Source organism: Porphyromonas sp. COT-052 OH4946, assembly GCF_000765965.1.
GTDB classification, from domain to species: domain Bacteria; phylum Bacteroidota; class Bacteroidia; order Bacteroidales; family Porphyromonadaceae; genus Porphyromonas; species Porphyromonas gulae.
The window spans coordinates 1-6537 of record NZ_JQZY01000007.1; the positions used below are offsets into that span (position 1 = coordinate 1).

Annotated in this window: 6 protein-coding genes and 2 pseudogenes; all 8 read right to left on the reverse strand. The window is 46.8% G+C overall.

Annotated elements, in window-relative coordinates:
* Positions 1–301: 301 nt before the first annotated feature.
* Entirely contained in the window at positions 302–916 is a 615-nt protein-coding gene (locus tag HQ50_RS01610) for a lysine exporter LysO family protein (protein ID WP_039427815.1), read from the reverse strand.
* Positions 916–1221, reverse strand: coding sequence for a LysO family transporter (locus HQ50_RS01615; RefSeq protein ID WP_039418059.1), 306 nt, complete (start codon positions 1219–1221; stop codon positions 916–918). The genes HQ50_RS01610 and HQ50_RS01615 overlap by 1 nt, the downstream gene beginning before the upstream one ends.
* 217 nt (positions 1222–1438) lie before the next feature.
* The gene (locus tag HQ50_RS01620; protein ID WP_039419840.1) at positions 1439–3076 is read right to left on the reverse strand and encodes an OmpP1/FadL family transporter; all 1638 of its coding nucleotides are present in this window, start codon (positions 3074–3076) and stop codon (positions 1439–1441) included.
* A 153-nt stretch (positions 3077–3229) separates the two neighbouring features.
* Positions 3230–4429: a hypothetical protein gene (locus HQ50_RS01625; RefSeq protein ID WP_039427818.1), complete on the reverse strand. Its 1200-nt coding sequence runs from the start codon at positions 4427–4429 to the stop codon at positions 3230–3232.
* Between the two features lie 147 nt (positions 4430–4576).
* A complete protein-coding gene (locus tag HQ50_RS11980; protein ID WP_235314976.1) occupies positions 4577–5242 on the reverse strand; it encodes an ISAs1 family transposase in 666 nt (221 codons plus the stop codon).
* Positions 5239–5727: a transposase family protein gene (locus HQ50_RS11985; RefSeq protein WP_230587278.1), complete on the reverse strand. Its 489-nt coding sequence runs from the start codon at positions 5725–5727 to the stop codon at positions 5239–5241. The genes HQ50_RS11980 and HQ50_RS11985 overlap by 4 nt, the downstream gene beginning before the upstream one ends.
* 303 nt (positions 5728–6030) lie before the next feature.
* Positions 6031–6327: pseudogene (locus tag HQ50_RS10500) on the reverse strand (IS3 family transposase); the annotation flags it as partial.
* A 90-nt stretch (positions 6328–6417) separates the two neighbouring features.
* Positions 6418–6537: pseudogene (locus HQ50_RS11075) on the reverse strand (ISAs1 family transposase); the annotation flags it as partial.

Sequence of the window (6537 nt, forward strand, 5' to 3'; positions counted from 1 at the left end):
ATCGCTGTCTTTTTATCCCATATCCCCCATCACGGCACGGAGCCGATCAAGCGGCGGACAGTGGGTGCAAAAGTAAAACCTTTTTCCGAATCAGCAAAACTTTTCGGATGAAAAAACTCCACTTTTCAGTTCAACAAATTCGGCGATGACGGGTAAAATCCTTTTTCACAGGGATTTACCAGGAATAAGAAATTGATCTTTTTAAAGAAAACAATCTGCAATAGGACTGCTTTTGAGCAGAGACAGCTATCATAGATCGTGCCGACAGCTATTGAGCGCAAGGCTTTTTACTTGAGTTCTTCTACCAAAAGAAGAGAGAAGAACAGAAAAAGGAGACAAGGAAAGGGACGCTGAAATCCACAATAAAACCATGATATATAGAAACGATGGTATAATCGGATCCCGAGCAACGAACAATGATAGGCAGCGTGGTGTCCATGGAGGTGGCTCCTGCTGCTGCAATGGGGGCCAAGCGCCCGAAAAAGCGCACCAAAACGGGTGCCACCAACAGTGCAATAACCTCTCTTATAATATTGGACAAAAGTGCTATGGTGCCGGCCTCTGCACCTCTATACTCTGTAATAAAGATGCTGGAAAGGGAATAGTAGCCAAATCCTGATCCTATGGCCAGGCTCTGCGCCATAGAGCTGTGCGGCAAGAACAATGAGACAAGGGCAGAAGCGCAGAGCGTACCCATAATAGTAGCAAGCGGGAGGAAAAACAAGATCGGCCTGATCTGCCGGAAACTTCTGAGCAGAATGGGATTATGGCCGATGCTCAGGCCAACGCCGAACATCAAAGCCCCAAGCGCATAAGCACTCCATCCCTGATCGACTATTTCCTGAGGAAATACCTCCACATACCCGCAAAGGGCTCCTCCAAGGAGAAAAAGTATAATGACCAGACTTCCTTTCATCAGAATCCCCTTTCTTGATCATGAGCCTTCGCATCTGAGTCAATCGAACGATTCAGGAATCGCCATAGCAGTTTTGCAAATACGGCACTTCCCATGACTCCCGCAATCGCGATCAGCGAGGCATCCAAGCCCAATCGAGGCAAGGCAGAGATTACTTCCCGATTACCCCCGACCTCTACCCCCAACAGAAAAACCAGTATCCAGACAAGGAACGTTATTAAGAGGTTTATCCTACGCAGATTGCGACGTCGGCAGAGATAACCCACCAATATGCCGGCAAAAAGACAAGCTATAACAGAAAACATAATCTTCCGAAAGTCAGGCAAAAGAGTCGATCCTTCCTTTATCTATATACTATACTTCTTAGTTTTTCGATAGCGACACTGCCTTCGGGCACTCAGGTGCTATCTCCATTAGGGATACTTTTCAGAGAGCGGGGGTTCCTTTATACCGGAGAGTCCGCACCAAAACAGACGTTTTGACACGGACCCCCTTATATACCCCATGGTGTCAGTCCTATCTTCAGAATCGATACGACATCGTCATTCCGATCTTGAGGTTAGACCGAGAGAGCTTTGCGGGTGCAGGAGACTCCACCTCCAGCACATCGGCCGGATTCGGATCGTCCGATACCATTCGGCCAAAGGTATAGTAGTAGCTCTTGTCGTTACGATATATCACAGCCAAATCGCCCGAAAGATTGCGCGAGAAACGGTAGCCCAAGCCTCCGCTCACGGTGTAAGAATTACCAGGCAGTTCGTAATGAGGCATAGCACCCATCGGATAAATGGTCACCTGTGCCGGGCCATCGAAATCTTTCAACTTTTGGTTCTTGATCGGATTGGATGTCTGTGAGTATCCCGCGCGAAGGCTCAGACGAGATATGGGGCGCAGTTCGCCTCCGAGACGGATGGTATGGCGTGAACCAAAATCTTCTGAAATGAACTTGTTGTCAACATAAGGAGTACCATCCTCATCTTTCAATTTGATCTGACCGTAGGACTCCAATTCGTAATCCATACTGACAAGACCGATCTTACCGCCCACTAAAGCCAGACTGGCAACAAAGCGACCCGGAGCACTCATTTGATATGCATTGTATGATTCCGGAGTCTGGTCACTCATAAAGTAGAGATTCTCCGGCAGCGGTTGTCCGTTTTGGTCTACTGCTTGAGAATAATAGGAAGCACCATAAGCTCTATAGTAACTCTTCAACCAATACCAGGTAGGCGTGTAGTAGGACAAACCTATGCGGATAGCATCGTCCGGCCGATAAATGGCTCCGATGCCAATATTCAATCCGCTTCCCGAGGTGGAGAGAGAGTTTTCGAGCTTGAGATAGTCGTTGATGGCACCGTTGTTGAATGAGAAGTTCTCTTGATAGAATGTATTCGTATCAAATTGCAGATCGCTAAAAGTCATACTGGCACCCAAATACCATGTGTCTTGGATGTTTATGCCCATACCAAAGTCGTAGTTCCAAACATGGCCGGTTTCTTTCAGGTCGAAAGCCGTGGAGGAAGGTCCGAAGATCTGGTAATCACCATTCTGCTTATACTTGAATATCGACTCAAAGCCGTAGCCACCCGGAAGCTGAGCTATCCAACCGGCATTATATCCCAAGTCGGTAAGCCAACTGCTCTCCAAGCCATTGTAGTTGAAATGGGACGGATTGGCTTTGCCGGGAGTCTGAGCTGCCGTGTAATCCGCCACGGAAAACTTCTGCTCACCTCCGGCCATACCGAACGATCGCTCATAGTCCAGTACTCGCTTTGCCCCAAGACCGAAATTCATGCTCACATCTTCACTGCCTTTACCCCATGACCCAACATAGCTGATACCGGTGAAAAGCAACTTGTTTTTGCTAAAGCTCTCACTTGACCCCTGCCAGGATACCTGATTGGATATGGAAGAGAAGTCAATGGTGGCGGATAGTTCCGAAGAACGAAAAATGCCGAGGCCGGCAGGATTCTGTCCGATGGCAGAAAAGTCGCCGCCCAATGCGCCAAAAGCGCCTGCCATGGAACGGAAACGAGCTGAACCGCCCAGTTCCGTACGACTGTAACGAATGGCATCGGCTTCGCCTTGAGCATGTACAGACTGCATGCCCAAAGTGGTGGCGAGCACCGCGCCAATAACATATGCTGATATCTTTTTCATCGTCTTCAGAGAAGGCTTATGCCTCTTTTATTGTGATTGTAATCAGACCATAACCCCGAAAGATACGGTCTATCTCTATCGAGTCGACTATACCTTTCTGGTGTTCAGGCAGAAATAAAGCTTTGTTTTTATTGGCAATATCTTGAAAGCACCTTAATTGCGTCCTCGGCCACTACGTCCGCCACCACCCGTGGAGCCGGAAGAGGAACGAGAGGGGGGAGAAGAGAAACCTCCGCTATTGTTGTTGCGCGAAGACGTTGAAAAGTTGTTATCGTTCTGTCTCTCGCTGCGGACATTCCGCCCAGTAGGCCGGTTACTGCCGGACTGATTCTGCTGTATTACCGGACGATTCTGCTTTTGGCTGTTGTTCGGTGTTACCGCTTCTACGTTTCGGTCTCTATTGGCTCGGCCGGTACGCCCGGGCTTCACACTTTGCCAGTTATCATTAGTCTTGTTCGCCTGCGATCCCAGTTTGTTTTTTTGCGTAGAGGAGTTTTGCAGTCTATCGTAGCGACCTTTCCCCAGCTTATTATTGGAAGATACTCCCCCCTTGATGCGATCCGGTCGGCCATAAGAGTAGTAGGCACCGGAATGCTGACCGTTGGGATAGGTCTTCTTCGGGTAGTGGTGGTAGTGATGTATCACGCCCGGATAGCCGCCCCAGCCGTAATAGCTGCCCCAGCCATAAGGGTATCCCCAGCCCATACCGATTCCATAGGGATTGTAGAAGGGATCATAGTAGTAGCTCCAATACCAATTATATCCGGGGTAATAACCGCCCCATCCGATATGGCTGCCGTAGTAGAACCACGGATAGTTCCACGTATAGTTATACCAACCGGAGAAAGATGGATACCATGATGTATAAGGGAACGGGTCGTACCAAGGAGAATTGATGTAAATGTTCACAGACGAAGCATCATCGTAGTATTCGTCCCCATAGACGAAACACTCACCATCATCAGTCACATATACGTTGTCGGCACCTGAAATGACGATCGTATTCGGCTTGTAGAATCGTGCCAAGCGGCGACTATAGCGGCCCGGAACAGAAGAACGAGCGGAATCTCTCTTCTTCTTGTCTTTGGACAACTTTTTGCCATCGTAGGACTGACCGTCTCGACGATTGTAGGCATCAATATCCCGATCGGAAGCCACGGCATATTCCGTATCGCCGCCGTATTCATCCTCTTGGTTTTGCCCATCTTTAGCTTGGTTTTGTTTACGTATTTCTTTTCGCGATGTATAGATGTCGTCTTCGAAGACGTCATCATTCTGCGAGTACGCAGGAAGCGTAACCAGCAGTACCGCTCCAAGCAGGAGCAAACTTCTTTTAATCAGCTTCATAGCCATCTCTTTTTATCGTTACTGTTTTACAGGATGCACTCCCCTATTGTCTCTCTATTGATTTAGAGCGCGTACCGAGAATGAGTTTAATCCTTTCTTTGGAGGGCAAGATACGAATTTTTCAATTCCAGCAGGCTTTGACACCCTCCGGCGTCAGGGCAATCGCATTAGAAATCTGATGGATGATAGTATTTGGGAAGGTTTTCTGAGGGCGTTTATCTTTTGCAGGGCATTGAATGACCTTTTGGATGTGCTCTTCAATCGTTCGAGAAAGAAGAGAGCTATCTTATAGATTATATTGACATTTTTGGCTGCATTGTCCTTTCGTCTGAGCGATCGATCTTCTCCGAGAATGACATCAAGACAATAGTGCAGATTGTTCTCTATGGCCCAATGGTTTCGTATGAGCTTACAGACTTCTTCGGCATTTGACAGAGAGGAGATATAATAGCTAACGTCGAAACTTTCAACCTTTTTCTTCTTATCATATCGGCTACCGGTGAGCTTATGAATCGATTGCAAGTTTGCCCATTTATTCAAGTCCCTGTATTTCTCCGTTTCAGTGAAACGTAAAGGGTTCATTATGCTCTCAAGTTTGCGTTTTTCCACTCGGCCATGCCCCGATTCCAAACGCTCTGTTGTGATAATTTCATCCTTGTAGAAGGGACAAAAATGTTCTTCAAGTTCCAATAGAGTTCCGGGCTGATTGCTTTTCACCTGAAGGATATACTCTCCTTTCTTCGAGACAATCTTATCGACAATCTCTTTCTGTGTGCCGATGGCATCGATCGTAAGGATATTTCCTTCGACATCGATCACATCCAAAAGCTCTTTGACGGCATTGATTTCATTCGATTTCTTGGATATAAAACCTGATTAAGAGAAGCTCTGATCCCTGCAATATAGGCCGTTACAGTGTGTGAGTCGGAATCGGGATCAAGCTTCCTTTCTCCTCGGATTGTTTTTCCATCGATGCAAATATGTTCTCCGAGGATCTCATAAACAGTGAGCAGCCAAGACTTGAAGGCCTCTTGAAAAGCTTTCGGATCCAAACCGCGAAAACAGTAACTGAAAGTATCGTGGGAAGGCGTATAATTCATCAGCTCTCGCTTAGCCAATCTTTTATACAGCATTTTAAGATCTTCTTCATGTAGTTGGGCATAGAGCTCGAAGTCGCTCCACGTGGTAAAACCGGACATAATCCCGGAGAGTGAAATAAGTAAAAGATAATCAATGGGATAGATCAAATGATTGCCTCGACGATGATCCGGGACAGTTGAAAGGATTTGAAAGATATTTTCCATAAATCATTGCAACCAAAGTGTTAGTTAAGTCGCTTCAAATCAGATATAAATACATAAAATGCAAGCTACATGAACAAAGAAAAACATCATTGATTTTCATGTGTTTGAATATTCTTTCAAGGATCTCCGATAAATCCATATGCGATACCCTGGTAATTTACCAGGGCAACCGCATCAAATCTTTAGTAGCTTTTTGAGATATGACGTGTACTGAAAAAAGTTGACAGTTGGGCGGGATCGTTCTACAATTGGTTTACCGGTTCTTTCTATAATTCTACTTTAGGTTGACAGCCCTTACCCNGTCAGTAGGGAGAGATAGGCAAACCCATCTTGGTAAGCCACGTAGGTGATGTCTGCTACGAGGAGTTCCCCCGGCCTTTGAGGCACAAACTTAGGCTCTGTATTGAGCAGGTCTTCATACTTGAGCCTATGCCGAGAGTTGGTTGTCCGAGGGCGCACAGACCGTTTGCGCAGCATCATACCATGGCGTCTGAGTAGGGCGCAAAAGCGATCGCGGCCAAGCGTGAACTTGGGGCCGAAGTATTGCCGACAAAGCACCATGAGCTCTCGGAAGCCGGCTTGGGGTAGGTGCTCNGCTCTAGGATGGCAAGGCGTTCAAAGTTGCTTAAATGTTTGCCCATAATGGATACTGGTTGCATCCCGCCAACTGTCAACTTTTTTCAGTACACGTCAATAGTCTATATTCAGAGCTGCTTTGAACAACCTCTTCCGTAAGGATAGTTTGTCTTTGTGCCCGGATACAATGGCTAAAGCAAACTTTCTCAACGTGTTTGGATTGGTGGCTGAATA